Source organism: Paraburkholderia sp. BR13444, assembly GCF_040948755.1.
GTDB classification, from domain to species: Bacteria; Pseudomonadota; Gammaproteobacteria; order Burkholderiales; family Burkholderiaceae; genus Paraburkholderia; species Paraburkholderia youngii.
Genome location: NZ_JBFPKM010000002.1, coordinates 28,052 through 54,284, shown reverse-complemented (window position 1 = coordinate 54,284; position 26,233 = coordinate 28,052). Strand labels below are relative to the sequence as shown.

20 protein-coding genes are annotated in these 26,233 nt (G+C 64.5%); 13 read left to right on the top strand and 7 right to left on the bottom strand.

Annotated elements, in window-relative coordinates:
• The first annotated feature begins 42 nt into the window (after window positions 1-42).
• The 8 genes from hflX (at window position 43) to AB3X95_RS04555 (ending at window position 9,489) form a co-directional block, all read left to right on the top strand.
• Window positions 43-1,230: a GTPase HflX gene (gene hflX / locus AB3X95_RS04590; protein WP_176108226.1), complete on the top strand. Its 1,188-nt coding sequence runs from the start codon at window positions 43-45 to the stop codon at window positions 1,228-1,230.
• 49 nt (window positions 1,231-1,279) lie between these two features.
• Entirely contained in the window at window positions 1,280-2,683 is a 1,404-nt protein-coding gene (gene hflK, locus AB3X95_RS04585) for an FtsH protease activity modulator HflK (RefSeq protein WP_368620791.1), read from the top strand.
• Between the two features lie 15 nt (window positions 2,684-2,698).
• Complete coding sequence (gene hflC / locus AB3X95_RS04580; protein ID WP_368620790.1) at window positions 2,699-3,604, top strand: protease modulator HflC; 906 nt, start codon at window positions 2,699-2,701, stop codon at window positions 3,602-3,604.
• A 43-nt stretch (window positions 3,605-3,647) separates the two neighbouring features.
• Window positions 3,648-3,839 (top strand): DUF2065 domain-containing protein, encoded by a 192-nt coding sequence (locus tag AB3X95_RS04575; RefSeq protein WP_176108229.1) that lies wholly within the window; start codon window positions 3,648-3,650, stop codon window positions 3,837-3,839.
• Window positions 3,840-4,058: 219 nt separating this feature from the next.
• The gene (locus AB3X95_RS04570; RefSeq protein WP_176108230.1) at window positions 4,059-5,210 is read left to right on the top strand and encodes an ATP phosphoribosyltransferase regulatory subunit; all 1,152 of its coding nucleotides are present in this window, start codon (window positions 4,059-4,061) and stop codon (window positions 5,208-5,210) included.
• 220 nt (window positions 5,211-5,430) lie between these two features.
• Entirely contained in the window at window positions 5,431-6,777 is a 1,347-nt protein-coding gene (locus AB3X95_RS04565) for an adenylosuccinate synthase (RefSeq protein WP_176125673.1), read from the top strand.
• 18 nt (window positions 6,778-6,795) lie between these two features.
• A complete protein-coding gene (locus tag AB3X95_RS04560; protein ID WP_013089770.1) occupies window positions 6,796-7,368 on the top strand; it encodes a phosphoribosyltransferase in 573 nt (190 codons plus the stop codon).
• Between the two features lie 234 nt (window positions 7,369-7,602).
• On the top strand, window positions 7,603-9,489 hold the full coding sequence (locus tag AB3X95_RS04555; RefSeq protein WP_176125675.1) for a potassium transporter Kup: 1,887 nt from the start codon (window positions 7,603-7,605) through the stop codon (window positions 9,487-9,489).
• A gap of 153 nt (window positions 9,490-9,642) precedes the next feature.
• Here the strand turns inward: AB3X95_RS04555 and AB3X95_RS04550 are convergent, their stop codons facing one another.
• Complete coding sequence (locus AB3X95_RS04550) at window positions 9,643-11,994, bottom strand: Tex family protein (protein ID WP_176125676.1); 2,352 nt, start codon at window positions 11,992-11,994, stop codon at window positions 9,643-9,645.
• 259 nt (window positions 11,995-12,253) lie between these two features.
• On the opposite strand from AB3X95_RS04550, the gene AB3X95_RS04545 reads away from it, so the two are divergent.
• The 3 genes from AB3X95_RS04545 (at window position 12,254) to AB3X95_RS04535 (ending at window position 15,951) form a co-directional block, all read left to right on the top strand.
• Window positions 12,254-13,267 (top strand): hypothetical protein, encoded by a 1,014-nt coding sequence (locus AB3X95_RS04545; protein WP_368621093.1) that lies wholly within the window; start codon window positions 12,254-12,256, stop codon window positions 13,265-13,267.
• Window positions 13,268-13,415: 148 nt separating this feature from the next.
• Entirely contained in the window at window positions 13,416-13,634 is a 219-nt protein-coding gene (locus AB3X95_RS04540) for a DUF465 domain-containing protein (RefSeq protein WP_013089766.1), read from the top strand.
• A 64-nt stretch (window positions 13,635-13,698) separates the two neighbouring features.
• On the top strand, window positions 13,699-15,951 hold the full coding sequence (locus tag AB3X95_RS04535; protein WP_368620789.1) for an ATP-dependent DNA helicase: 2,253 nt from the start codon (window positions 13,699-13,701) through the stop codon (window positions 15,949-15,951).
• Between the two features lie 201 nt (window positions 15,952-16,152).
• On the opposite strand, the gene AB3X95_RS04530 is transcribed toward AB3X95_RS04535, so the two are convergent.
• The gene (locus AB3X95_RS04530) at window positions 16,153-16,401 is read right to left on the bottom strand and encodes a hypothetical protein (protein ID WP_035491217.1); all 249 of its coding nucleotides are present in this window, start codon (window positions 16,399-16,401) and stop codon (window positions 16,153-16,155) included.
• Between the two features lie 231 nt (window positions 16,402-16,632).
• Window positions 16,633-17,886 (bottom strand): cupin domain-containing protein, encoded by a 1,254-nt coding sequence (locus tag AB3X95_RS04525; RefSeq protein WP_368620788.1) that lies wholly within the window; start codon window positions 17,884-17,886, stop codon window positions 16,633-16,635.
• Window positions 17,887-17,918: 32 nt separating this feature from the next.
• Here AB3X95_RS04525 and AB3X95_RS04520 point away from each other — a divergent pair, with 32 nt between their 5' ends.
• Window positions 17,919-18,461 carry a peptidylprolyl isomerase gene (locus tag AB3X95_RS04520; RefSeq protein ID WP_184226670.1) on the top strand — a complete coding sequence of 181 codons (543 nt, stop codon included), beginning with the start codon at window positions 17,919-17,921 and terminating at the stop codon, window positions 18,459-18,461.
• Here AB3X95_RS04520 and AB3X95_RS04515 read toward each other — a convergent pair.
• The 4 genes from AB3X95_RS04515 to AB3X95_RS04500 form a co-directional block, all read right to left on the bottom strand.
• Window positions 18,441-19,856 (bottom strand): hypothetical protein, encoded by a 1,416-nt coding sequence (locus AB3X95_RS04515; protein ID WP_368621092.1) that lies wholly within the window; start codon window positions 19,854-19,856, stop codon window positions 18,441-18,443. The genes AB3X95_RS04520 and AB3X95_RS04515 overlap by 21 nt on opposite strands.
• Entirely contained in the window at window positions 19,843-22,530 is a 2,688-nt protein-coding gene (gene mutS, locus AB3X95_RS04510) for a DNA mismatch repair protein MutS (RefSeq protein WP_176368639.1), read from the bottom strand. The genes AB3X95_RS04515 and mutS overlap by 14 nt, the downstream gene beginning before the upstream one ends.
• Before the next feature lie 107 nt (window positions 22,531-22,637).
• Window positions 22,638-23,936, bottom strand: a complete 1,299-nt coding sequence (gene lplT / locus AB3X95_RS04505; RefSeq protein WP_176368640.1) for a lysophospholipid transporter LplT — start codon at window positions 23,934-23,936, stop codon at window positions 22,638-22,640.
• Between the two features lie 212 nt (window positions 23,937-24,148).
• Entirely contained in the window at window positions 24,149-24,952 is an 804-nt protein-coding gene (locus tag AB3X95_RS04500) for an inositol monophosphatase family protein (RefSeq protein WP_176368641.1), read from the bottom strand.
• Between the two features lie 334 nt (window positions 24,953-25,286).
• Between AB3X95_RS04500 and AB3X95_RS04495 the strand changes: the two genes are divergently transcribed.
• A complete protein-coding gene (locus tag AB3X95_RS04495) occupies window positions 25,287-26,117 on the top strand; it encodes an RNA methyltransferase (protein ID WP_368610681.1) in 831 nt (276 codons plus the stop codon).
• Window positions 26,118-26,233 lie beyond the last annotated feature (116 nt).

The window sequence follows — 26,233 nt, the reverse complement described above, 5'->3', positions numbered from 1 at the left end:
CACAGCGTCGCCCGTTGGCGATTCGCTCCCGGTCGCGTCATTTTGATACCCTCCAATTTGATCAATGCAGCGCTCGTTGGCATCGACTTCGGCAAGATCGATTTCGAAGCCAGTCTCGAAGAACTCAGCCTGCTCGCGCAAAGCGCGGGCGCGAACCCCGTAGTCACCCTCACCGGACGCCGTTCCAGTCCCGACGCGAAGATGTTCGTCGGCAGCGGCAAGGCTGAAGAATTGCGCCTTGCCTGTGAAGCGAACGACATCGAACTCGTGATCTTCAACCATGCTCTGGCGCCTGCGCAGCAGCGCAATCTGGAGCGGGCGCTTAATCGGCGCGTGGTCGATCGCACCAGTCTGATCCTCGACATTTTTGCGCAGCGCGCACGCAGCCACGAAGGCAAGCTGCAGGTCGAGCTCGCGCAGCTGCAATATCTGTCGACCCGGCTGATTCGCGCGTGGACCCACCTCGAACGTCAGAAGGGCGGTATCGGTTTGCGCGGTCCGGGTGAAACGCAGCTCGAAACCGACCGCCGGCTGATCGGCGAGCGCATCAAGGCACTCAAGATCCGCCTCGACAAGCTGCGCCGCCAGCACGGCACGCAGCGTCGCGCGCGTAATCGCAACCAGACGATGTCGGTGTCGCTCGTCGGCTATACGAACGCTGGGAAATCGACGCTCTTCAACGCTCTCACCAAGGCGCAGGCGTATGCCGCCGACCAGTTGTTCGCGACGCTCGATACCACCTCGCGGCGCGTGTATCTCGGCGACGAAGCGGGGCAGGTAGTGGTGTCCGATACCGTCGGTTTCATCCGCGAGCTGCCGCATCAGCTCGTCGCGGCGTTTCGCGCGACGCTCGAGGAAACCATTCACGCGGACCTGTTGCTGCATGTCGTCGATGCATCGAGTGCGGTGCGGCTCGATCAGATCGATCAGGTGAACGAGGTGTTGCACGCGATCGGCGCGGACACGATCCGCCAGGTGCTCGTGTTCAACAAAATAGATGCGGTGCCAGAGCTGGCAGCCCGTGGGGACGCGGTCGAGCGGGACGAGTATGGTAATATTTCGCGCGTCTTTTTGAGCGCGCGCACCGGGCAGGGGCTGGATGCGTTGCGCGCTGCCATCGCTGAAATCGCTACAGCCGAACCGCTTGCCGAAATGCCGCTCGATGCGTCGCAAGATGACCGCTCGGCGCAACTGCGCGAAGACCACAAGATTCCAGAACTCGGGCACTGACCCGTTCCAATTGCACTGACCCGCTGTCTACTCTGGTGAACGAACACAGGTGAACGATTACAACGAGCGGAGTATCTGGCTGCGTATGCGCGCCTTGCTTTCACTGAACGATCCGCGTTGGGGCCGGGGCGACGGCAACGGCGACCGGCAACGGCCGAACGATCCGAAGCGACCGGGGCGCGACGGTGAAGGTCCGCCCGATCTCGACGAAATGTGGCGCGATTTCAATCGCCGTCTGTCCCGGATTTTCGGGCGCAAGGGCGGCGGTGTCGGCGGCGGCCGTCCGGACAACGGCCGCGGCGCGCGCCTCGGCGTCGGCATCGTAATCGGCGTGCTGATCGCAATCTATCTCGGCAGCGGCGTGTTCGTCGTGCAGGATGGCCAGGCGGCCGTCGTGCTGCAGTTCGGCAAGTATCGCTATACCGCGGCGCAGGGCGTGCACTGGCGTCTGCCGTATCCGTTCGAGTCCCACGAATTCGTCAACGTCGGCCAGATCCGCCAGGTCGAGATCGGCCGTAGCAACGTGGTGCGTCTCGCCAACGTGAAGGATTCATCGATGCTCACGCACGACGGCGACATCGTCGACGTGCGCTTCGCCGTACAGTACCAGGTGCGTAAGCCCAACGACTTTCTGTTTCGCAGCGTCGATCCCGATCAGAGCGTGATGCATGCCGCGCAGGCGGCGGTGCGCGGCATCGTCGGAGCGCACAGCACCAGCGATATCCTCGATCAGGATCACGAAACACTGCGCCAGCAGCTGATCGCGTCGATCCAGCAATCGCTCGATCAGTATCAATCGGGTCTCGGAGTCACGGGTGTGACGATTCAGAGCGTGCAGGTGCCCGAGCAGGTGCAACCCGCGTTCGCCGACGCTGCAAAGGTGCACGACGAAAACGAACGCGCCAAACGCGATGCGCAGGCTTATGCCGCCGAGCTCGTGCCGCGCGCGCAAGCCGACGTCGATCGTCAGGTCCAGGAAGCCAAGACCTACAGCCAGAACACGGTCGCGCAGGCGCAGGCCGAGGCCGAGCGCTTCAAGCAGGTCTACGCGCAATACGCAAAGGCGCCGGCCCTCGTGCGCTTCCGCCTGTACATGGAAACCATGCAGCAGATTTACGCGAACGCGACCAAGGTGTTCGTCGACGCGAAGAACGGCAACAACGTGCTGTATCTGCCGCTCGACAGGCTCGTCGAGCAGAACCGCGAGCGTCAGGCCGCGGCGGCGGCCGCCGCCGCTTCGGGTCCGGCCGTCGCGGGCGCGCCGCAAGCGGCGAGCGCGGCTGCGCCGTCGGCTGCGTCGGCCGCTGAGACCGGTGCCGCAGCGGGCTCCGCCGCCGAGGGCGCATCCGGCCCCGCCGCTTCCGCGCCTGCGCCGGCGAGCCGGCCGAGCGCCGCGTCGCTGCGTTCGCGCGAAGCATTCCGCAATCGCATGCGCGAAGAAGACGTTCAATAAGGAGCGCACGAGAATATGAACCGAATCATTGCGCTCGTCGTCGCCGTCGTCATCGTGCTGTTCGCGGCATCGTCGATGGTGTTCGTCGTCGATCAACGGCATATGGCGGTGCTGTCCGCGCGCGGCGACGCCGTGCCCACGCTGCTCGGCCCAGGGCTGCACGTGAAGCTGCCGCCGCCGTTGCAAACGGTGACTTTCGTCGACAATCGCATCCAGTCGCTCGACGCACCCGACGAAGATCATTACGTCACGTCCGACAAAACCGATCTGCTGGTCAACCCGGTCGTCAAGTTCCGTGTGACCGATCCGCTGAAGCTGATCGCCGAAACGAAAGGCGATCCGCAGAGCCTGCCCGACCGGCTCGCGCTGCTGTCGCGTGGCGCGCTCGGCGACGCGTTCGGCAAGTTCACACTATCCGACGCGCTCGCGAAACAGCAGGCGGTCGCCGAAGAGGCGCGCGGTGCGATGGACAGGAGCGCGGCATCGCTCGGCGTGTCGGTCGTGGATGTGCAGCTCACGCGCGTCGATTTCCCGGCGGCGGTGGCCGACTCGGTGTTCAAGCGCATGATTGCCGCGCGCCAGCAGGTCGCAGCGGACGAGCGCGCGAAGGGCGCCGCAGAAGCGAACCAGATCCGCGCTGACGCGCTCGCGAAGCAGCAGGCGGTGCTCGCCGACGGCCTCGCCCAAGCCCAAGGCATTCGCGGCGAAGGCGATGCGAAGGCCGCGGAGATCGCCGCCGAAGCGTTCGGCAAGGACCCGCAGTTCTATCAGTTTTATCAAAGCATGCAGGCGTACCGGAAGACCTTCAAACCGGGCGATCTGATCGTGGTCGACTCCAGTAGCGAGTTCTTCCGCTTCATGCGTAGCCCGACCGGCGGCGTCGCCCCGGACGCTTCCGCGCCTGCTGCGCACAAACGCTGATTACCGAAGGCCGCGGCATCCGCATCGCGGCCGCTTCACTCGCATGGACATAGCTGGCTCGTTATTGCTCGCGATCGCGCTGATGCTGATTATCGAGGGGATGTTTCCGTTCGTTTTTCCGAGCGCCTGGCGCGACACGTTTCGTAAAATAGCGGAACGACCGGCGCATCAGATTCGTGTCGGTGGGCTCATCGTGATGTTGCTCGGGCTGGTTCTGCTGTTCATCGCGACCTGAAGCCGGCTTGCTTGTCTGACGAACGCTGCGTGCTGCGGCGTGTTTGACCCGCCCCGAGCGAAACGCCGACTGTTCCGGTCAGGCCGCAGCGCGTCGCGCGCGAGCCGCAAAACGCCGCCCGAGCGTCGGTGTCAGCCGCCAGAATCAAGCCGCTATACGCCATTCACACTCATCATCGGCGCTACAAGACGCCGTGTTCAACGCCGTAGGACTGTATCGATGTCGACCTGGTTGCTTCCTGAGAATATCGCCGACGTGCTGCCGTCGGAGGCCCGCAAGATCGAAGAATTGCGGCGTCATTTGCTGGACCGTTTCCGCTCGTACGGCTACGAGATGGTGATGCCGCCGCTGCTCGAATACCTCGAGTCGTTGCTGACGGGCGGTGGGCAGGACCTGAATCTGCGCACCTTCAAGCTCGTCGATCAACTGTCGGGCCGCACGCTCGGTCTGCGCGCCGACATCACGCCACAGGTCGCGCGTATCGACGCGCATCTGCTGAACCGCCAGGGTGTCACGCGTCTTTGCTACGCCGGCAACGTCGCGCATACGCGGCCGCGCGGCCTGCATGCGACGCGTGAGCAGATCCAGATCGGTGCGGAAATCTACGGCCACGCGGGCCTCGAAGCGGACCTCGAAATCCAGCAGCTGATGCTCGACGCACTGCGTCTCGCCGGCCTCGCGAAGGTGCGTCTGGACCTGTGTCACGCGGGCGTGCTGGCGGCGCTGATCGAAGCCGAGCCGGCCGCCGAGGAACTCGGCCAGGCGCTCTACGACGCGCTGGCCGGCAAGGACGTGCCGCGCCTCGTCGAGATGACCGCGCAATTCTCGCCGGTGATTCGCGATGCGCTGCGCGCGCTGCCCACTTTGTACGGCGACGCTTCGGTGCTCGAAGAGGCCCGCGCGCGTCTGCCGAATTCGCCGGCGATCGCCCGCGCGCTCGACGACCTCGCGTTCCTCGCGAGCCAGGTCGACGGCGCCGAAGTGATGATCGACCTCGCCGATCTACGCGGCTACGCGTACCACAGCGGCGTGATGTTCTCCGCTTACGTGGACGGCGTGCCGAACGCGGTGGCGCGCGGCGGCCGTTACGACCACGTCGGCCAGGCCTATGGCCGCGCCCGCGCGGCAACCGGCTTTTCGCTGGATCTGCGTGAAGTCGCGCGGATCTCGCCGATCGAAGCGCGCAGCAGCGCGATCCTCGCGCCGTGGCGGCACGACGAGGCGTTGCGCGTGGCGGTCGCGGCATTGCGTGATGGTGGCGAAGTGGTGATCCAGGCGCTGCCTGGCCACAAGCACGATCTCGATGAATTCGCGTTCGACCGCGTGCTGGTCGAGCGCAATGGCGCATGGGTGGTCGAACCGCGCGCTTGAGCCGCGCGTTCCGATCGACTCCGCCGGGAACAGGTTTCCGGCGTTCGCTACAGGGCGGTGCAACCATCGCCCGAACCGGGCGCGGTCGAGCGACTTTTCGCGGCCGCGCATCCCTCGCAATACTCAACATAACGTGCATACCGTTGAGCGGAAACGGAAAAATTCCGGAAGCTTCCGCGAACCTAGGTAAAATACGTTTTTAACCAGCTTACGAAACAACATGTCTGCCAGCGCAGTGAATGTGAACCCCGGGCGCAACGTCGTCGTCGTGGGTACCCAATGGGGTGATGAGGGCAAGGGCAAGATCGTCGACTGGCTGACGGACCACGCTCAGGGCGTCGTTCGCTTCCAGGGCGGTCACAATGCCGGTCACACGCTTATCATCGGCGGCAAGAAAACCATCTTGCGTCTGATTCCGTCGGGCATCATGCATGCCGGCGTCGCGTGCTATATCGGCAATGGCGTCGTGTTGTCGCCGGAAGCGCTGTTCAAGGAAATCGGCGAACTCGAAGCCGCCGGCATCGACGTCCAGAAGCGTCTGTTCATTTCCGAAGCCACCACGCTGATCCTGCCGTATCACATCGCGATCGACCAGGGCCGCGAAGCGCGCCGCGGCGCGAGCAAGATCGGCACGACCGGCCGCGGCATCGGCCCGGCATATGAAGACAAGGTCGCGCGCCGCGGCCTGCGCGTGCAGGACCTGTTCGACGCGTCAGCCTTCGCCGAGCGCCTGCGCGAAAACCTCGACTACCACAACTTCGTGCTCACGCAGTACCTCGGTGCAGCCGCGGTCGACTTCCAGCAAACGCTCGACACGATGCTGAGCTACGCCGACCGTCTGAAGCCGATGGTCACCGACGTGTCGCGCCGCCTGTACGACGTCAACGCGAACGGCGGCAATCTGCTGTTCGAAGGCGCGCAGGGCACGCTGCTCGACATCGACCACGGCACCTATCCGTTCGTCACGTCGAGCAACTGCGTCGCGGGTGCCGCGACAGCGGGCGCGGGCGTCGGTCCGCAGAAGCTCAACTACATCCTCGGAATCACCAAGGCGTACTGCACACGTGTTGGTTCGGGCCCGTTCCCGAGCGAACTGTACGATGCGGACAATACCTCGCGTCAGGACCCGATCGGCCTCGAGCTCGCCACCGTCGGCAAGGAATTCGGCTCGGTCACCGGCCGTCCGCGCCGCACCGGCTGGCTCGACGTCTCGGCACTGCGCCGCTCGATCCAGATCAACGGCGTGACGGGTCTGTGCATGACCAAGCTCGACGTGCTCGACGGTCTCGACGAGGTGAAGCTGTGCGTGGGCTATACGGTCGACGGACAGAACGTCGATCTGCTGCCGCGCGGCGCGACGGAAGTCGCGCGCTGCGTACCGGTCTACGAAACCTTCGCGGGCTGGAAGGAAAGCACGGTCGGCATCAAGCAATGGGACAAGCTGCCCGCCAACGCGCGTGCGTACCTGACGCGCGTGCAGGAAGTCGCGGGCATTCCGATCGACATGGTGTCCACCGGTCCGGATCGCGACGAAACGATTCTGCTGCGTCATCCGTTCAAGGTTTAAGTGATGCAAGGTGTACCGATGATCGCGATGAAAGATCCGCGTAACGACGACAAGAACCTGTGGGTCGGCTGGGACGAATATCACCGGCTGATCGAGGTGCTCGCACTTGCCGTGCACGAATCGGGCTGGAAGTTCGACAAGATCCTGTGCCTCGCGCGCGGCGGTCTGCGCGTCGGCGACCAGCTGTCGCGCATCTACGATCTGCCGCTGGCCATTCTCGCAACGAGCTCGTATCGCGAGGCGGCCGGCACGCAGCAGGGCGAACTCGACATCGCGCAATACATCACGATGACGCGCGGCGAACTGCACGGCAACGTGCTGCTCGTCGACGACCTCGTCGATTCGGGTGTCACGCTCGCGCGCGTGCAGCAGCATCTGAAGGAACGCTATCCGGCCATCACTGCGGTGCGCTCAGCGGTGCTGTGGTACAAGGGCTGCTCGAAGGTGAAGCCCGATTATCACGTGCAGTATCTGCCGACCAACCCGTGGATTCATCAGCCGTTCGAGGAGTGGGACACGGTGCGTCCGCATAACCTCGGCGCGTGGATCAAGCGCGGCATTGCCCAGGCCGAGGAGGCGTCGGGCAATTAACGCAAGGCCGCGCGCGGCATCGCGGTGTCACAAAACGGAGCCCAGTCGGGCTCCGTTTTTTATGCGCCCCACACGCCGCGCTGGGACGCCCGCCCCGCGGCAGACGCGTCCATATCGCGGTGCTACACTGCGCGGACATCCACGTGGCGTATCCACAACAAGCCGGGCGGTACCGGATGGGCAGTTTAAAATAGCGGGCGTTTTTTCCGCCCGGGAACGGATTTCCTCGCGTCCATGACAGATAACAACCACGAACACAAACAGCCGCTTCCTTCCCTTGCGCTTGCCGCGATCGGAGTGGTGTTCGGCGACATCGGTACGAGTCCGTTGTACTCGCTGAAGGAAGCCTTCAGCCCGTCGCACGGTATCCCGTTGACCGATCAGTCGATCCTGGGCGTGATCTCGCTGCTGTTCTGGGCAATCATGATCGTAGTCGGCGTCAAGTACGTGCTGTTCGTGATGCGCGCCGACAACAACGGCGAGGGCGGCGTCCTCGCGCTGATGGCGCTGGCGTTGCGCTCGGTCGATCAGAAATCGAAAATGGCCGGCCTGCTGATGATGCTCGGCATCTTCGGCGCCTGCATGTTTTACGGCGACGCGGTGATCACGCCAGCGATCTCGGTGATCTCGGCGGTCGAAGGTCTGGAAATCGCCGCGCCGCATCTGTCGCATCTGGTGATTCCGCTGACCATTGTGATCCTGATCGTGCTGTTCTGGATCCAGCGGCACGGCACGGCCACGGTCGGCCGTCTGTTCGGGCCGATCATGATGCTGTGGTTCCTCGTGCTTGCCTTGCTCGGCCTGTGGCACATCATGCAGTCGCCGAACGTGATCCGCGCGCTCAATCCGTACTACGCGTACACCTTCATGGCCGCGCACGTGCTGCAGGCCTACGTGGTGCTCGGCTCGGTCGTGCTGGTGCTGACCGGCGCCGAAGCGCTGTACGCGGACATGGGCCACTTCGGCGCGAAGCCGATCCGCATGGCGTGGTACGTGCTCGTGATGCCGTCGCTGGTGCTGAACTACTTCGGCCAGGGCGCGTTGCTGATGCACGACTCGAAGGCGATCGAAAACCCGTTCTTCCTGCTCGCGCCGGACTGGGCGCTGTTGCCGCTCGTCGTGCTGTCGACGGTTGCGACGGTGATCGCGTCGCAGGCGGTGATTTCGGGCGCGTACTCGCTGACGAGCCAGGCGATCCAGCTCGGCTACGTGCCGCGCATGAAGGTCCTGCACACGTCCGAACTCGCGATCGGGCAGATCTATGTGCCGGTCGTGAACTGGATGCTGCTGTTCATCATCCTTTGCATCGTGATCGCGTTCAAGAGCTCCGACAATCTGGCGGCCGCGTACGGTATCGCGGTGACGGCAACGATGGTGATCACGACGATCCTCGCGTGCGTCGTGATGGTGAAGGTGTGGAACTGGAACAAACTGCTCGTCGGACTCATCATCGGCGTGTTCCTCGTGGTCGACCTCGGCTTTTTCGGTGCGAACCTGTTGAAGGTCGAAGAGGGCGGCTGGTTGCCGCTGTGCATCGGCGGCTTGCTGTTCTTCCTGCTGATGACGTGGTTCAAGGGCAGGATGATCGTGAAGGAACGCACGGCCGCCGACGGTATTCCGCTGATGCCGTTCCTGCAAGGCCTGCTCGCGCATCCGCCGCATCGCGTGTCGGGCACCGCGATCTATCTGACCGGCAGCGATTCGCTGGTGCCGGTGAGCCTGCTGCACAACCTGAAGCACAACAAGGTGCTGCACGAGCGCACGATCTTCCTGACCTTCGTCACGCGCGACATTCCGTATGTGAAAGACTCCGATCGCGTGACCGTGAAGGACATGAACGGCGGCCTGTGGCTGGTGAAGGCAGCCTACGGTTTTAACGAAACGCCCGACGTGAAGGCGGTGCTGCTCGACGTCGGCCGCTCGCACGACATGACGTTCGAATTGATGGACACGTCGTTCTTCCTCGCGCGCGAAACGGTGGTGCCGACGCAATTGCCGGGCATGTCGGTGTGGCGCGAGCGGGTGTTCGCGTGGATGCATCAGAACGCCGCCAAGCCGACCGACTTCTTCAGCATCCCGGCTAACCGGGTCGTGGAACTGGGGACGAAGATCGAGATTTGACGGCCCGCGCGTGACGTGCGGGAGCGCCAACAAAAAGCCCACGCAATGCGTGGGCTTTTGATTCCTGCGCGCGTGCGTGTAAGCGGTTGAGCGCGCGACGCAGTCGTGTAACGGACCGGTGCACGTCCAACGACGTACACCGGTCCGATACGCTCACTTCTGCTTGAGCTTGGCAAACGCGGCCGCCATCGCGCCGCCCGGCTCCGGTTCGCGCGAGCGCTGCGGCGCGCCGCGTCCCGCTCCGCCGCGGTTGAAGCCGCCCGAGCCGCTGCGATCCTGCTGCGCACCGCCGCCGCTGCGCGCGGCCGCCGCGCCGGGTTCGTCATCGAGACGCATCGTCAGCGCGATGCGCTGGCGTTTCACGTCGACCTCCAGCACCTTGACCTTGACGATCTGACCGGCCTTCACGACCTCGTGCGGGTCCTTCACGAACTTCGTCGACATCGCCGACACGTGCACGAGACCGTCCTGATGCACGCCGACGTCGATGAATGCGCCGAACGCCGCGACGTTCGTCACGACGCCTTCGAGCACCATACCCGGGATCAGGTCGCTGACCTTCTCGACACCTTCGCGGAAGGTCGCGGTCTTGAATTCGGGACGCGGATCGCGGCCCGGCTTTTCCAGTTCGATCAGGATATCGCGCACGGTTGGCAGACCGAAGCGTTCATCGACGAATTCAGTGGGTGACAGTCCGCGCAACGCGTCGCGATTGCCGAGCACTTCGCCGACCTGCTTGCTGATCTTTGCGAGAATGCGCTGGACGACCGGATAAGCTTCCGGGTGCACCGACGAGCGGTCGAGCGGATTCTCGCCGTTGTTGATACGCAGGAAGCCAGCGGCCTGCTCGAAGGTCTTGTCGCCGAGACGCGGCACCTTACGCAGATGCTCGCGCGACGGGAACGGCCCGTTCGCATCGCGATAGTCGACGATGTTGCGCGCGAGCGTCGCGTTCAAGCCCGAGACCCGCGCGAGCAGCGCGACCGACGCGGTATTCGCATCGACGCCGACCGCGTTCACGCAGTCTTCGACGACCGCGTCGAGCGAGCGCGCGAGTTCGCGCTGGTTCACGTCGTGCTGATACTGGCCGACGCCGATCGCCTTCGGCTCGATCTTTACGAGCTCGGCGAGCGGGTCCTGCAGACGTCGCGCGATCGACACCGCGCCGCGCAGCGATACGTCCATGTCGGGGAATTCCTTCGCTGCCAGTTCGGACGCCGAGTACACGGACGCGCCCGCTTCCGACACGACGATCTTCTGCAGCTTCAGCTCCGGGTGACGCGCGATCAGCTCGCTCGCGAGCTTGTCCGTCTCACGCGACGCCGTGCCGTTGCCGATGCTGATCAGCTCGGCCTGCGTTTGCGCGGCAAGGCGCGCGAGCTTCGCGAGCGAGCCGTCCCAGTCGCGGCGCGGCTCGTGCGGGTAGATCGTGTCGGTCGCGAGCACCTTGCCGGTGCGGTCGACCACCGCCACTTTCACGCCGGTGCGCAAGCCCGGATCGAGACCGATCACGGCCTTCGGTCCAGCGGGCGCCGCGAGCAGCAGGTCTTTCAGATTGCGTGCGAACACGCGGATCGCTTCGTGTTCGGCTTCGTCGCGCAGATTGGTCAGCAGCTCGTTTTCCAGGTGCGGCTGCACCTTCACGCGCCAGCACCAGCGACACACATCGGAGAGCCACTTGTCGGCGGGACGGTTCTGATTGGCGATGCCGAAGTGCCGCGCGATCAGCGCTTCACCCGGGTGCGGCACCTGCGCGTCGAGCTCTTCGCCGAGACCCAGCTTGATCATCAGCACGCCGGCATTGCGGCCGCGGAACAGCGCGAGCGCGCGATGCGACGGCACAGTGCGGATCGTTTCGGCGTAATCGTAGTAGTCGCGGAACTTCTCTTCCTCCGCCGTTTCCTTGCCTTCCACGACCTTCGACGACACCACGCCCTGGTTGAACAGATAGTCGCGCAGCTTGCCGAGCAGTTCGGCGGTTTCGCCGAACTGCTCGGAGAGGATGTCGCGCGCGCCGTCGAGCGCGGCCTTCACATCGGCGACGCCTTTCTCGGCGTCCACGTACGCCGCGGCTTCGGTTTGCGGATCGAGCAGCGGATTGCCGAGCAGCGCGTCCGCGAGCGGCTGCAAACCGGCTTCACGCGCGATTTGCGCGCGCGTGCGGCGCTTCGGCTTGTACGGCAGGTAGAGGTCTTCCAGCACCTGTTTGCTGTCGGCGCCTTCGATCGCGCTGCGCAGCTCGTCGGTGAGCTTGCCCTGTTCGTCGATGCTCGCGATGATCGCCGCGCGCCGGTCTTCCAGCTCGCGCAGATAGAGCAGGCGTTCCTCGAGATTACGCAGTTGCGTATCGTCGAGATTGCCGGTCACTTCCTTGCGGTAACGGGCAATGAACGGAACGGTCGCGCCTTCGTCGAGTAGTTCCACCGCGGCCGCGACCTGGCGCGGCTGGACGGACAGTTCGGTGGCGATGCGCTGGACGATCTTGAGTGCTACGGTTTCCGTCATAAGGTCTTGGTATTCCTGCGGACTCAGTGATGGGCCGCGCGCGGGCGGCAATTCGGGACAGGCCGGGCGTGTGCCGCGACCAGGTTGCTAGAGCGGGGCATTTTGCCATAAATGCCAAAGGGCTCAACCGCGGGGTGTTAGAATTTCGGGCATGTTCCGTTGACCCTCTACGACGTTGCCAATCTCCTTGTCCCTCAACCGCCTGGTCTCTTCGCTGGCGTCAGGTTCGCTGCCGGGTTCGTCTCGGGGTTCGTCTCAATTGCCGCTGGTTTCGTTGCGCTGGCTCGGTCCGTCGGTCGTAACGGCGGCCGCGTCGTGCGCGCTCGCCGCAGCGTTTGCCGTGCCGGTGCCGGCCGCGGCGCAGAGCGCGACACCCGCGCAAGGTGCGGCGCCGGTCGCGGCCTCGGGCCCGCAAGCCGCCGCAACGGCCGGCAGCCCTCAAAGCGCGAGTGATGCAGCCGCGCTGGACAAGTCGTTCGACGAACGGCAACAGGTGCTCAACCAGCGCACCGACGACAACAACTATCAATTCGCTGTCGCGCAACACAACTGCTACAGCCGCTTCTTCGTCAATCACTGTCTTAATCGTGCACGCGACGCGATGCGCAGCGTGCAGGCGGACATCCGCAAGGAGCAGCTCGCACTCGACGCCGAGCAGCGTGCGCAGCGCGCCCGCGAGCGCGACGAACGCACAGCGTTACGGCGCGCGCAAAACGAGGCGGAAGCGCCGCAACGCGCCGCCGAAGACGCGCGCAACGAGCAGGCGTATCAGGAAAAGCAGCGTCAGCACGCGCTCGATCAGGCGCAGCGCAACGCCGAGGCGCCGCAGCGCGAAGCCAATGCGCAGGCCTACGAAGAGAAGCAGCGTCAGCACGCGCTCGAGCAGGCGCAGCGCAACGCCGCGGCACCGCAGCGCAAGGCCAATGCGCAGGCCTACGAAGAGAAGCAGCGTCAGCACGCGCTCGACCAGGCGCAGCGTGGTGTCGCGCCGGCGCAGTCGGCGGCCAATCAGAAGGCCTACGACCAGAAGCAGAGCGACTACCAGCGCAAGCTCGAGGAAGCGCGTCGGCAGGGCGCGCAACAGGCCGTGGAGCGCCAGCAGAAACAGGAGAATTTCGAGCGGAAGCAGACCGAGGCCGCGCAGCACAAGCTCGATGTCGAAGCGCGTCAAAAGCAGGCTGCCGAAAAGGCCGAGCAGAAGCGTCAGGACCAGTTGAAGCAGCAACAGCTCGAAGAGCAGCAAAAGCAGCAGCAACAGCAACAGCAACAGTAAGCGTGCTGTAGTGGCAGTGCCGTAGAGTGAGCCGTGGCGGTCGTGGCCACGGCCGCCGTAGTCGCCGTAATGCGTTTTGAGCCGGACAGCAACCTCAGGCATCTGACCGCGCGCACGCGGTGGGTGCCGCCGACCAGAGGAGGCGAGCATGCGCGATCGTCATCACGTCATCGACGCAAACACACTTCGCGACCGCATTCTGCAACTGGAATCGGAGCATAGTGGACTCGACCGGTTGATCGACCGGATGTCGGATGAACCCGGCATCGACGACTTCGAGTTGCAGCGCCTGAAAAAGCGCAAACTCAAAGTCAAGGACACCATCATCTTGCTGCAATTGCAGCTCGAACCGGACGCGCGCGCCTGAGTTCGCGGCCTGGCAGGTGCTGGGGCGCGCAGCGCGCGAGCCGGACTTAGCAGGAACGCTTGCCTTGAATTCATCGCATGACACTTCATCCCGGGCCGCGCCGGACAACGCATCTGCTTCGGGCACGCCCTCGCCGCGTGCGGCAGCACCGGTGCCAGGTGTGTCGCTGAGTCGGCGCCGCGCGAGCGAGCTCGACGACATCTTCGCCGACAACGGTCTGCTCGCGCGGCAGATCGACGGTTATCGGCCCCGTGCGTCGCAGATCGAAATGGCGCGCGCGGTTGCCGCGGCGATGGAGGCGTCGGGTCGCGCGATGCCCGAGCCCGTGATGTTCGAGGCGCAGAAGCGCCCGGCACGGCGCCTGCAGCAGACCGGCGCTGAGGCCGCCTCTGAGTCGACCGACAGCAACGCCGAAGCCGACGGTGTCGATGCGGGTGAGAACACGCTGATCGTCGAAGCGGGAACCGGCACCGGCAAGACCTATGCGTACCTCGTGCCGGCCATGCTGTGGGGCGGCAAGGTGATCGTCTCGACCGGCACCAAGCATCTGCAGGATCAGCTGTTCCAGCGCGACATTCCGACCGTGCGCGACGCGCTCGCGGTGCCGGTGTCGGTCGCGATGCTGAAGGGCCGCGCGAACTATCTGTGCCATTACTACCTGCAACGCACCGCGGACAACGGCCGTCTGCCGTCGCGCCAGGAAACCTCGTATCTGCAGGACATCGTGCGCTTCGCGAAGATCACGCGCACCGGCGACAAGGCCGAACTCGCGAGCGTGCCGGAGACCGCGCAAGTGTGGTCGATGGTCACCTCGACGCGCGACAACTGTCTCGGCCAGGAGTGTCCACACTACAAGGACTGCTTCGTGATGCAGGCGCGCCGCGAAGCGCAGCAGGCCGATATCGTGGTGGTGAACCACCATCTGTTTTTCGCCGACATCATGCTGCGCGATACTGGCATGGCGGAGTTGCTGCCGACTGCGAACACGGTCATCTTCGACGAAGCGCACCAACTGCCCGAAACCGCCACGCTGTTTTTCGGCGAGACGCTATCGACCGCTCAGTTCCTCGAGCTCGCGCGCGATTCGGTGGCCGAGGGCCTCGGTCACGCACGCGATGCGCTCGATTGGGTCAAGCTCGGCGCGACGCTCGAGCGCGCCGCGCGCGACGTGCGGCTCGCATTCAAGGAAGACACGGTGCGCCTGTCGATCGGCCAGTTGCCCGACGATCATCCGCTATTCCCCGCGCTCGACACGCTCGAAGCCGAGCTCGACGCATTGGCCTCGGCGCTGGCGGGGCAGGCTGAGCGAGCCGAATCGCTGGGCGCGTGTCTGCGTCGCGCGCGCGAGCTGCAGGACGTGCTGAGCGGCTGGACCACGCCGCCCACGAGCGCGGAACGCGACGCGGTTGCGACACGCGAAGGCGACGCAGGTGCAGAGCGCACCGATCCGAACGAAAAGGTCCGCTGGATCGAGGTGTTCTCGCACACGGTGCAGTTGCACGAAACGCCGTTGTCGGTCGCGCCGATTTTCGCGAAGCAGCGCGCCGGCGTGCCGCGTGCGTGGATCTTCACATCGGCGACGCTGTCGGTGCGGGGCGACTTCACGCATTACGCGGCGCAGATGGGCTTGAACTCGAAGCGCTCGATGACCTTGCCGAGCCCGTTCGACTATCCGTCGCAAGGGCTTCTGTACGTGCCACGCAATCTGCCGCAGCCGTCGTCGCCGATGTTCACCGATGCCGTGTTCGATGCGGCATTGCCCGCGATCGAAGCATCGGGTGGCGGCGTCTTCATGCTGTGCACGACGCTACGCGCGGTGGACCGTATCTCGGCGAAACTGCGCGACGCGATCGAGTCGCGCGGCTGGGACTATCCGCTGCTGGTGCAGGGCGATGCGAGCCGCACCGAACTGCTCGATCGCTTTCGCGCGTACGGCAATGCGATTCTGGTCGGCAGTCAGAGCTTCTGGGAAGGCGTGGACGTGCGCGGCGACGCGCTGTCGCTGGTCGTGATCGACAAGCTGCCGTTTGCGCCGCCAGACGATCCCGTGCTGGCCGCGCGGCTCGACGCACTGACGAAGAAGGGCTTGAGTCCGTTCGCCGTGCATCAGCTGCCGCAAGCCGTGATCACGCTGAAGCAGGGCGCGGGCCGGCTGATTCGCGCGGAGACGGATCGTGGCGTGCTGATGATCTGCGATACGCGTCTTGTCGATAAACCGTATGGCCGCCGTATCTGGCAGAGTCTGCCGCCCTTCAAACGCACCCGCGAGATAGAGGTGGTCCGGGAGTTCTTCGAGGAACCGGTCGAACGCGGTTGAATGACTTGATCGGTTGCTGCGTTCAGGTGACGCAGCAACCCAACGACGTGTGCCGCGTGCGCGGTGCATCGCAAACAAAAAAGCCACGAATTTGCATTCGTGGCTTTTTTAATGCTGCTTGCCAGGGGCTGCTGGTTTGAGCAGCCTCCCGCATCGACGTTAGCTGCGACGGGAGCCGTCGCAACGTCGAGCAAGCGCAGCTTACTGGCTTGCGCCTGCAGCCGGCGATGCTGCGACTGCCGGCGATGCTGCTTCAGCCGGGGATGCTGCTTCTGCGGGCGATGCTGCTTCTGCCGGGGATGCTGCGACTGCCGGCGATGCTGCTTCTGCCGGGGACGCGGCAGCAGGCGCGGACGCAGCATCTGACGGAGCAGCGGCTTGTTCGCTCTTATTGCATGCAGCGAGTGCCACAGCTGCCAACAGGGATGCTACGAGGAGGGATTTCTTCATGATCACGTCCTTTTATGGTTTAAAGGTAAGCAACAGCGCAAAATAAAACCGGTAATGTGCTCCAACACCGACCTGGGCCGCTGGTGGAGATGCTCTTTCGAGAGCTGGAATCTTCCCTACGGCTTGGGCGGAAATTATATGCACTTTCGTACTGACAGTCGATAAATCCGGGGTCAATACGTTGTCTTTCTCATACAAAATTTCACTGTACGGTATAGCACGTGGGCAGAGTTACGCAAGCTCGCCCACCTGTATCCAGCCCGCACGATACCACTCGTGTAGCAGGGATGTCACAGATGAATCGTGCGATAGTGTTACAAAGCGTTTCGCACTCATGGACCTCTGATTCGCGAGATCAATCAGCCATCTTTTCGCACCGTTCCACGTCATTTCTTCTCCATTTACGAAGAAAAAACGACGTTCATACAACAAGTTAGTCTTGCGATCGAGCCGTACACCGGATTTCGATGCGACGCCGATGAAACGGGCTTCGTTGAGCGGCCGTTGCGGCGGATCAAAGACGACACTCGGCTTCGGTTCGCTGAGATATGTGCCGAGGAACGACGCAATGTCCTGCTCATTCCACCGCACTTTAGCAAGCATCGCGCCTACCCGTTCGACGAGCGCCGCGGGCAGTTCGGCCGGCCGCTCGACGGCGACCTGCCGTGGATCGCTATAGAGAGTGCCGGCCTTGCCGGTGGCCTCTCCACGCTCGGCCAGGTGGTACAGGAACTGCGCGGTCAGCTCGGTCTCGGACGGGGCGCGAAAACCGATCGAACAGGTCATGCATTCGCCCTCGGCGATGCCGTCGTGCGCGATGTGCGGCGGCAGATACAACATGTCGCCGGGCTCGAGCACCCACTCTTCATCATGCTCGAAATGCTGTAAAACTTTCAACGGCAAGCCAGGCTGCAGTGTCAGGTCTTTTTGCGCGCTAATACGCCAGCGGCGCTTGCCTTTTACTTGCAAAAGAAACACATCGTAGGAATCGAAGTGCGGACCGACGCCGCCGCCATCGGTCGCATACGAAATCATCAGGTCGTCGAGACGCGCGTCCGGCACGAAGCGGAAACGGTCGAGCAACGCGCGGGCGCGATCGTCATGCAGGTCCACGCCCTGCACGAGCAGTGTCCACGCGCGCTGTTTGACGGACGGCAGTTCGTCGGGCGCAAACGGGCCGTGCTCCAGCTGCCATTTGTTGCGGAAGTGCGTGATCAGGCGCGCTTCGACGTCGTCCTGATCGGCCAGCTCGAACAACTCGTCGCGCGACAGAGGCGCTTCGATGTCCGGAATCGCCTGACGGATCAGCAATGGCTTTTTCTGCCAATAGCGGCGCATGAATTGCGAGGGGCTCAGATGGCCGAGCAGTGCGGTCGGAATGTCGGGCGAGGGCGGAAGAATGGGCTGCGTGGCCGGCTTTGCAGCAGACGGCGAATTGCTTGCCGAATGTGCATCGGCCGGGAGGTGAGTGGGCCGCCTGGGCATCGTATAATGTGAGTTGTATTCTGGAGAATCGAATGAAAATCGCAAAGAACACCGTCGTGTCGGTCGCGTACAAGCTGTCGGATGCGCAAGGCAATCTGATCGAGGAAAGCGAAGAGCCGATGGTCTATCTTCACGGCGGCTATGATGGCACGTTCCCCAAGATCGAGGAAGAGCTCGACGGCCACGAGACTGGCTTCGAAACCCAGATCCAGCTCGAGCCGCAAGACGCGTTCGGCGAATACGATCCCGAGCTTGTGAAGATCGAGCCGCGCGATCGCTTCCCGGAACCTCTCGAAGTCGGCATGCAGTTCGAAGGCACCCCGGAAGATGGCGACGAGGAAATCGATGCGCTGGTCTACGTGGTGACCGACGTCGCCGAAGACAAAGTCGTGCTCGACGGCAACCATCCGCTCGCCGGCATGGCGCTGCGTTTCGCGTTGACCGTCAAGGACGTGCGTCCGGCAACTGAAGACGAAATCCAGCACGAACACGCGCATGGCGCGGACGGCCTCGAAGTCCTCGACGACGACGAAGACGAGGACGAAGAAGACAACTCAAAACCGACCCTGCACTGAGCTTGCGGGCGTGCGCGGTGTCGTCGCGGGGGCAGGCGGCAGCGATGCCGGCAACGCCGGCGAGGCTGGCAGTATCGACCCCGGCGGCATCGAGATCGCGGGCCCGTAGTCGCCGCCGCCCTGGTCGGACGGAATGTGCGGCTGCTGGTCCTGCGACTCTCCAGGTGTCTGCAATACGGGCGGCAATTCCGACCCCGGCCCGAACCCTTCCACATTCGGCATCTCCGGCGCAGCCGGCATTGACGCGCCGGATTCGTCACGCGGCGATACGGGCGGCAAGACCGGCGGCGTGGTGGGCAGCGGCATCTGCTTCGGCACGTCGCGCACGCTGACTCTGAACGGCGGCTTAGAGGCGAAGTCCGCTTCTATCTGAATCCATTGGTTGAGACGATCACGCGGCGCGAGCGCAATGCGCGTGAGGTTCGTCACGACCATCCCCTTGTCGTTGCGTAGCGGCTGATCGATGACGAAAGCACCGGCCTGCCGTTCGTCGTCTGCATGCACGACGACCACGGGTCCGGGGAAAATCTGCGCGAGCTTGACCAGACTGCGCTTGAATTCGAGAAAGCCGTCGCGGCGCGGACTGTGCGCAAAGTGCAGCCAGGCGAACCGTTCGGGTCGCTCATAGCGCTCCGGGTCGAAATCGCCCTGAATGAATACGACCATCGCGCGCGCGTCGCGGCGCTTCGCGTATTCGGCCGCGTGCTCGAGCCAGAATGCATTGGCGATCACGCGATCTTCGAACTCGCCGTTGCGGCCGCCAGCGCTCAGGTAGTGATTGTTCGGACCCGGCGCGTTCAAACCGATGAAGACGACGTCCCCGCCTTTGGTATTCGCTTTTTCGTTGACCACCCAGCGCACGTTTTCGCGAAATGGACGGAAGCGCGATACCTCGCTCTCGCGTGTCAACGCGATCGGGTTCTGTCCCATCGAGGTCGGATCGGCGAACAGCGTTTGACGCAACTGGTCGAGCCGTTCGACTGGATCGAAGCCACCGGCTTCCGCCGTGCCGCAATCGGCCCAGTCATGCTGGCCGGGGATAAAGAAGAGGGCAGTGCGCGAGCTGTCGAGCAAGGCCTGACGGCGCTCGAACAACGCGTCGCGACAAACTTCCTTCGCGCCCTTCAGATTGCCGTCGTAGACGATGAAGCGCACGTCGCGCTCGCGGCCGATCGCATCGAGCAACCGTTGCGTGGCGGCTTCGTCGGCGGGGCTGTGCATCGTGCCGGAAATCACCGCGAACCCGAAGCGCGAGGCCTCGGCGTGCGCCGGCGCGCCCCATGCGCACACCATTGCGAGCACGACGATGCCGCCTGCCGGTGCGAGCACGTGACGCAGCGCCGCGCGAATCCCGTGCGGGCGCGGCGGGCGTCTGCGCATGTCAGTGGCCCGCATCCGGCGCGACGGCCAGTTCATGCAGTTCGTACAGCAGATCGAGCGCTTCGCGCGGCCGCAGATCGTTCGGATCGATGCCGCGCAGACGCTCGACGAGCGTCTGCATCGCGGGCGACGCAGGCGTTGCGTCGCTCGCCGCCTCGAGGTCGTCGTCCGCATCTTCGGCGAGCATGGCAGGCTGCGTCGCAAACAGATCGAGTTGCGGCGCGGGCTGCGCGGCCGATTGCTGTTCCAGATGCGCGAGATGCTTGCGCGCCGCGCGAATCACCGCGTTTGGGACGCCGGCGAGTTGCGCGACCTGCAGACCGTAGCTCTGATTGGCCGGTCCTTCGTTGACAGCATGCAGGAACACGATGCCGTGCCCATGCTCGACCGCCGACAGGTGCACGTTGGCTGCGTGCGGAAACTCCGCGGGCAGTTGCGTCAGCTCGAAATAGTGCGTCGCAAACAGCGTGTAGCAGCCGTTGTGGGATAGCAGGTGACGCGCGATCGCCCACGCGAGCGCGAGGCCGTCGAACGTCGATGTGCCGCGGCCGATCTCGTCCATCAGCACGAGGCTTTGCGGCGTCGCGTCGTTGAGGATCGCGGCGGCTTCGGTCATCTCGACCATGAAGGTCGAGCGGCCGCCGGCGAGGTCGTCGGCCGCGCCGATGCGCGTGAAGATACGGTCGATCGGTCCGAAGGCCGCGCGCCGCGCCGGCACGTAGCTGCCAACATATGCGAGCAGCGCGATCAACGCGGTCTGGCGCATGAAAGTCGACTTGCCGCCCATGTTCGGACCGGTGATCAACAGCAGCTTGCGCTCGGTCGCGAGCGTGCAATCGTTGGCGATGAACTGCTCGACCTGCGCCTCGACCACCGGATGCCGCCCCTGCTCGATGTCGATGCCGGCGTTCGCCGAGAACGTCGGCGCAACCCAGTCGAGCGCGCGAGCGCGTTCGCCGAACGCGGCCAGCAGATCGAGTTCGGCAAGCGCGAGTGCGACGCGCTGACAGTCGGGAATGAACGGCAGCAACGCTTGCAGCAACGCGTCGTACAGCGCGCGTTCGCGCGCGAGCGCGCGTTCCTGAGCGGACAGCGCTTTGTCCTCGAAGGTCTTCAGCTCGGGCGTGATGTAGCGCTCGGCGTTCTTCAGCGTCTGCCGACGGCGATAGTCGTCGGGCACCTTGTCGGTCTGGCCGCGCGTGACTTCGATATAGAAGCCATGCACCTTGTTGTACTCGACGCGCAGATTGTTGATGCCGGTGCGTGCGCGTTCGCGTGTTTCGAGATCGATCAGGAACTGTCCGCAGTTCTCCGAAATATCGCGCAGTTCGTCGAGCTCGGCGTCATAGCCACGCGCGATGACGCCGCCATCGCGCACCATCGCGGCCGGCTCCTGCGCGACCGCGAGCGTCAGCAAATCGACGCACGCGTGCGGCGGTTCGAGCGCCGCGTCGATGCGCGCGAGCGAGTCCGCGTTCGCTGCCACCGCCGCGAACTGCGCGCGCAAAGCAGGCAGCGCGATGAAGGTATCGCGCAGGCTCGACAGATCGCGCGGTCGCGCCGACAGCAACGCGAGACGTCCGGTGATCCGTTCGATGTCGGAAATCTGCCGCAATGCGCTGCGCAACGTATCGAGATCGGCGCTTGGCGGTGCGTCGAGCAACGCGCCGATCGCCTGCTGGCGTGTTTGCGCCACCGCCGAATCGCGCGGCGGATGATGCAGCCAGTGACGCAGCAGGCGGCTGCCCATTGTCGTGCAGCAGGTGTCGAGCAGCGAGCACAGCGTTGGCGATTCGGTGCCGCGCAGTGTCTCCGTGAGTTCGAGGTTGCGGCGCGTGGCCGGATCGAGGCCGATGTATTCGGATTCGGATTCGACCTTCAGGCTCCGCACGTGACGCAACTGCTGGCCTTGCGTAGACGCCGCGTACAGCAGCAACGCGCCGGCCGCGCCGCACGCGCAGCCGAGCGAATGCGCGCCGAAGCCGTCGAGGCTCGCGACTTCGAGCTGATCGCACAGGCGCTTCGTGCCCGACGTGATATCGAAGTGCCAGGCCGGCACGCGCTTGAGCGCGCTGGCATTGACAGGCGGTGTCCAGCTGGTCGAGTCGGCGGCGGCATCGGCGACCAGAATTTCCGCAGGACGGATGCGCTCCAGCGCGGCGGCGACCTGATCGGGCGCGACTTCGGCGAGGCGCAGCGCACCGCTCGCGAGATTGAGCCACGCGAGACCGACGCTCGTCGCGACGCCGCGGCGATTGTGCGCGACGCACAGCGCGAGCAGATAGACGTCGCTCTTGTCGGACAGCAGCGCGGCGTCGGTCAGCGTGCCGGGCGTGACCACGCGCATGACCTTGCGTTCGACCGGGCCTTTCGAGGTGGCCGGGTCGCCGATCTGTTCGCAGATCGCGACCGATTCGCCGAGCTTCACGAGCTTGGCCAGATATTGTTCGACCGAGTGATGCGGCACGCCGGCCATCTTGATCGGATTGCCTGCCGATGCGCCGCGCTGCGTGAGCGTCAGGTCGAGCAGACGCGCGGCTTTTTCCGCGTCGTCGAAAAAGAGTTCGTAGAAGTCGCCCATCCGGTAGAACACCAGCGTGCCCGGATGCTCCGCCTTGATGCGCAGGTACTGCTGCATCATGGGCGTGTGTTGTGCGACGTCGTTGGCCGCTGCGGTTTGAATGCCCATCCTTCGTGTCTTCTTGCGGTAGATGCTCAGGGCGTGAGTTTAACCCGCCGGCGCGACGAGCGGACCCTGGCCGAACGGACGATGCCCAACCCGGGAGCCGGATGCGTTCATTCCTCGATCATCGCCCGCATGTCCACTCTGCGTTCGTTCGTGGCGCTGCGGCGTTTCGCGAGCCACATCAGCAGCGTGATGAAGCTGCCGAACACGACGATGATCCACTGCGCGGGCATCTTTGCCGTGAGCAGCAGCGCGTACACGCCGAGCATCAGCAGCACCGCGAGGTTCTGGTTGAAATTCTGCACGGCGATCGAGTGACCGGCCGAAAGCAGCGTCGCGCCGCGATGCTGCAGGACCGCGTTCATCGGCACGATGAAAAAGCCCGACAGCCCGCCGAGCACGATCATCAGCGGATAGGCCAGCAGAATGTAGTAGGGCGCGACGTGCGTGCCGAAGCGCAGGCCCGCGCCCGGCGGGAACAGGTTCTTGTTGTAGAAGGCCATCGCGATCGCCACGGCACCTGTGAGCACGCCGACCGGCAAAACCTTCAGCGAGTGTCGCAACGGAATCAGCGCGGCTGCACCCGCCGCGCCGATCGCGATGCCGACGCCGGTCACGCCCTGCATCACCGCGGCTTTCGACAACGACAGCCCGAGGTTCACGTTCGCCCATTTGAGCACCAGCAGCTGCATCGTCACCGCGGCGCCCCACATCAGCGTGGTCACCCACAGCGCGATCTGCGCGAGCTTGTCGGCCCACAGCACGCGGAAGCAGTGATGGAAATCGCCGAGCAGCTTGCTCGGCTCGGTCAGCCGGTTCGGATAGCGCGCGCCGGTATCCGGAATGAAGATGTTGATCGCGGCGGCGATCGCGTAGGTAAGCATGACTGCGGCCATCGCGAGATCGGCGGCGGAGTGGATCAGCGGCATATGCACGCGCTTGACGAAATGCTCGACGACGGTGCTGATCAGCGCACCACCGAGCATCGTGCCGACGATCGTCGACAGCACCGTCGCCGCTTCGAGCCACGCGTTCGCGCGCACGAGCTTTTCGGCGGGCAGCAGCTCGGTGAGGATGCCGTACTTGGCGGGCGAATACGCGGCCGCGCCGAAGCCGACCACGCCGTAGGCGATCATCGGATGAACGCCGAGGATCATCATCAGACAACCGCTCGCCTTCAGCGCGTTGGAGATGAACATCACGTGGCGCTTTTGCATCGAATCGGCGAACGCGCCGACAAAGGGCGCGAGCAGCACGTACGAGATCGTGAAGAAGATCTGCAAGAGCGGCGTAACCCACGCGGCAGAGCGCATCACGGAAAGCAGCGCGATGGCTGCGATCAACAGCGCATTGTCGGCCAGCGACGAAATGAACTGCGCCGCGATGATCGTATGGAAGCCTTTTTTCATGGGGCCGGTTGGAGGCTGCGCCCAGGGTGAAAGTCGGATAGGTCAAAGCGGTATGGAGCACAGAACGGTCCCGGCCGAGTCCCGTCCCGAGTCACCGCGGCTTTTTGGCACGACGCCCCGGCACGCCGCAGCGCCGCCAACAAAAAAGCGGCCGAAGCCGCTTTTCCGCACAACCGTTATGCGTGGCCGCGGACCGGCCACGGCAGTGCACCTTACGCCGACTGCTGACGCGTGCGGCTGTAGCGCGACAGGATCGGGATCATCTGCGCGTAGACCTTCGGGTTGCCCGCGACGACTTCGCCGACGTGCAGGAAATCCGAATCACCGGTGTAGTTGCCGACCAGACCGCCGGATTCGGTGATCAGCAGGCTGCCCGCCGCGACGTCCCAAGCGTTCAGGCCCTGCTCGAAGAAGCCGTCCATGCGTCCGGCCGCGACGTTGGCCAGATCGAGCGCGGCGGCGCCCGGGCGGCGCAGGCCCGCGCAAGCTTGCGTCATCTCGGCGAACTGGCGGCCGTACGATTCGAGGCTGTCCTGCGCGCGGAACGGGAAGCCGGTGCCGATCAGGCAGTCGGCGAGGCGGTCACGCTTGGCGACGCGGATGCGGCGATCGTTGAGGAACGCGCCACGGCCACGCGATGCGGTGAACAGATCGTTGCGGGTCGGGTCGTAGACGACGGCTTGCGTGACGATGCCCTTGTGCGCGAGCGCGATCGACACGCAGTAGTACGGGAAGCCGTGGATGAAGTTGGTGGTGCCGTCGAGCGGATCGATGATCCACTGGTATTCGGAATCGTCGTTCGACTTGCCCGATTCTTCGGCGAGGATGGCGTGATCGGGATAGGCGGTCTTCAGCGTTTCGATGATCGCCGCTTCGGACGCTTTGTCGACCTCCGTGACGAAATCGTTGTGCTGCTTCTTGCTGACCTGAATCAGGTCGAGATCGAGCGATGCGCGGTTGATGATCTGAGCTGCGCGGCGCGCGGCCTTCACAGCGATATTGAGCATGGGATGCATAAACTGATCCTTGTGCCGGGGCAGCACGGCTGCCGGCCGGTAAATAAGCGCGAAACCTGCGCTGACGGGCGCCGCAACGACGCAAAAACAGCACGGAACGGCAGCCGGCTATCCAGCCTGAGCGCATTCCGTCGACGGAGACGAATTGAATAAGAACGGTGCGGCCGGTTCGACGAAGGCTTCAGCAAACGTCGGCGCCGGACGCGAAAAGCGGTATTTTACCTGAGTCCGGCCGCCCTCGCGCAGGTGCTCGCTAACGTGGAGCGGATGTGCCGCACAGGCGCCCGTTGGCGCTACCATACGCGTCTTGAGTTCTAGCCAGCCGAGTTTCATCGTGGATCACACCCACCATTCCTCCGACCCCGCCGTGGCCGATTTGCGCGGCGGCTTCACGTCGACGCGTTTCGTGCTGGTCGAGCCCAGCCATCCGGGCAATGTCGGCGCCGCGGCGCGCGCGCTGAAAACCATGGGCTTTTCGCGGCTCGTGCTCGTGTCGCCGCGCGTGCCGAACGTGCAGAACGATCCCGAAGCGATCGCGATGGCGAGCGGCGCGGACGACGTGCTCGCCTCCGTGCACGTGGTGCCGTCGCTTGCCGATGCGCTGACCGGCGTGCACTGGTCGATCGCGCTGACCGCGCGGCTGCGCGAATACGGACCGCCGCAATGGACGCCGCGTGCGGCTGCCGCCGCCGCGCACGCAGAGGCGATGCACGGCGAGATTGCGCTGGTGTTCGGCAACGAGCGCACGGGCTTGTCGAACGAGGACGTCGAGCGATGCAGCGCCATCGCGCATATTCCGGCCAATCCGGCCTACAGCTCGCTCAATCTCGCGCAGGCGGTGCAGGTGCTCGCCTACGAGCTGCGCACCGCGTATCTCGGCGCCGATGAAGCGACCGACGGTGCGCCCGCCGCAGGGGCACGCGTAGCGCCGGCCGAATCCGCCGGTACGCGCGCGCAGATGGCAGCGAGCGACGAGATCGAGAGCATGTTCGCGCATCTGGAAAGCGCGCTGGTCGCGCTCGAGTTTCTCGATCCGGCCAATCCGAAGAAGCTAATGTCACGGCTGCGGCGGCTCTTCGCGCGCTCGGGCCTCGAGCGCGAAGAGGTCAACATCGTGCGCGGCATCGCCAAGCACATCCTGCTCAAGACCGGGCGGACCGGCTGACGCTCGTTGACGAGCCCGTCGCGGCGCACCTGTTGCGCCGCGTTCATCTGACGACAACCTTGCAGGTGACGGGGACTTCCGGCAGGTTTCGCGCAATCGCCCTACAATCCACGAAA

Excerpts from the sequence above, each read along its gene's own strand:
- hflC (WP_368620790.1), top strand. The coding sequence starts at position 2,699 with ATGAACCGAATCATTGCGCTCGTCGTCGCCGTCGTCATCGTGCTGTTC.
- AB3X95_RS04575 (WP_176108229.1), top strand. The coding sequence starts at position 3,648 with ATGGACATAGCTGGCTCGTTATTGCTCGCGATCGCGCTGATGCTGATT.
- AB3X95_RS04570 (WP_176108230.1), top strand. The coding sequence starts at position 4,059 with ATGTCGACCTGGTTGCTTCCTGAGAATATCGCCGACGTGCTGCCGTCG.
- AB3X95_RS04565 (WP_176125673.1), top strand. The coding sequence starts at position 5,431 with ATGTCTGCCAGCGCAGTGAATGTGAACCCCGGGCGCAACGTCGTCGTC.
- AB3X95_RS04560 (WP_013089770.1), top strand. The coding sequence starts at position 6,796 with ATGATCGCGATGAAAGATCCGCGTAACGACGACAAGAACCTGTGGGTC.
- AB3X95_RS04555 (WP_176125675.1), top strand. The coding sequence starts at position 7,603 with ATGACAGATAACAACCACGAACACAAACAGCCGCTTCCTTCCCTTGCG.
- AB3X95_RS04550 (WP_176125676.1), bottom strand. The coding sequence starts at position 11,994 with ATGACGGAAACCGTAGCACTCAAGATCGTCCAGCGCATCGCCACCGAA.
- AB3X95_RS04540 (WP_013089766.1), top strand. The coding sequence starts at position 13,416 with ATGCGCGATCGTCATCACGTCATCGACGCAAACACACTTCGCGACCGC.
- AB3X95_RS04530 (WP_035491217.1), bottom strand. The coding sequence starts at position 16,401 with ATGAAGAAATCCCTCCTCGTAGCATCCCTGTTGGCAGCTGTGGCACTC.
- AB3X95_RS04525 (WP_368620788.1), bottom strand. The coding sequence starts at position 17,886 with ATGCCCAGGCGGCCCACTCACCTCCCGGCCGATGCACATTCGGCAAGC.
- AB3X95_RS04520 (WP_184226670.1), top strand. The coding sequence starts at position 17,919 with ATGAAAATCGCAAAGAACACCGTCGTGTCGGTCGCGTACAAGCTGTCG.
- AB3X95_RS04515 (WP_368621092.1), bottom strand. The coding sequence starts at position 19,856 with ATGCGGGCCACTGACATGCGCAGACGCCCGCCGCGCCCGCACGGGATT.
- mutS (WP_176368639.1), bottom strand. The coding sequence starts at position 22,530 with ATGGGCATTCAAACCGCAGCGGCCAACGACGTCGCACAACACACGCCC.
- lplT (WP_176368640.1), bottom strand. The coding sequence starts at position 23,936 with ATGAAAAAAGGCTTCCATACGATCATCGCGGCGCAGTTCATTTCGTCG.
- AB3X95_RS04500 (WP_176368641.1), bottom strand. The coding sequence starts at position 24,952 with ATGCATCCCATGCTCAATATCGCTGTGAAGGCCGCGCGCCGCGCAGCT.